The sequence below is a fragment of the Vibrio sp. 1978 genome (assembly GCF_033344345.1).
In genome coordinates this window covers 1-1,113 of the sequence record NZ_JAWPOP010000141.1, presented here as the reverse complement: position 1 = coordinate 1,113, position 1,113 = coordinate 1, and the positions used below count along the sequence as shown (strand labels likewise).

Annotated in this window: 2 protein-coding genes; both read left to right on the top strand. The window is 44.8% G+C overall.

Features of this window, described 5'->3' with window-relative positions; genetic code table 11:
• Nucleotides 1-321 (top strand): 3-isopropylmalate dehydratase small subunit (leuD, locus tag R8N49_RS25075; RefSeq protein WP_318190206.1); only part of this gene is annotated, 321 nt, incomplete at its 5' end.
• 132 nt (nt 322-453) lie between these two features.
• On the top strand, nt 454-1,113 hold a 660-nt coding region (locus tag R8N49_RS25070; RefSeq protein WP_318190205.1), incomplete at its 3' end, for a DUF547 domain-containing protein.

Below are 1,113 nucleotides of genomic sequence, written 5' to 3'. Positions count from 1 at the left end.
TATGGCATTAAAGCGATGATCGCACCTAGTTTTGCGGACATTTTCTACGGCAACTCCATCAACAACCAAATGGTTCCGGTTCGTCTGACTGAGCAAGAAGTGGATGAACTGTTCCAATTCGTTGAAGCCAATGAAGGTGCGCAAATTGAAGTGGATCTGGAAGCCCTAAAAGTGCGCGCAAACGGCAAGGAGTATGACTTTGAAATCGACGAGTTTCGTCGTCACTGCCTGCTTAATGGCTTAGATAACATCGGTTTGACGCTTCAGCACGAAGACAAAATCGCTGAGTATGAAGCCAATATCCCGAGCTTCCTGCGTTAAAACGCATCCTTGAATACACAAATAACAGGCTGACCATTGTCAGCCTGTTTTGTTTTTATGCATAGATTAAAGAAAGAAAACAACAACTAGACGGGTCTACACTAACAATTAAGTCTCACTAAAGGTCTCTCTATGAAGCGTTTCTTATTGCTACTGTGTGCCCTACTCTCCTTTTCCGCTCTGGCCGCACCAAAAGCCGACTTATGGCCTTATTGGCAGCAGTCCAACGGGGTCAACCAAACCTCAATCTCTCATCTGGAGTGGCAACAGTTACTCGACAGCTATCTAGTTACCCGAGGCGACAACACTCTATTTCGTTACAACCAAGTCTCGTTCGCCGATAAAACAAAGTTAAAGCAGTACATTCAACGTCTCGCTAGTTTAAATCCATTGCAATACCGCCAAGCCGAGCAATACGCGTATTGGGTAAATCTGTACAACGCGCTGACGGTTCACCTAATTTTGGATAACTACCCGATAACGTCGATCACCAAGTTAGGCGGGCTGTTTAGCTTTGGCCCATGGGATCAAGATGTCATCACCATTAACGGAAAAAGTCTGACCTTAAATGATATTGAGCACCGAATTTTACGACCAATCTGGCAAGACCCAAGAACGCACTACGCTGTCAATTGTGCAAGCCTAGGCTGCCCGAATCTTCAAACTCAAGCTTTTACCGCTGAGAATACTCAAACCTTGCTAGAGAGTGCCGCAAAGACCTTTATCAACAGCAAAAAAGGCGTCTCTATTGAAGGTGACACGGCGAAAATATCTTCAATTTATGAGTGGTTT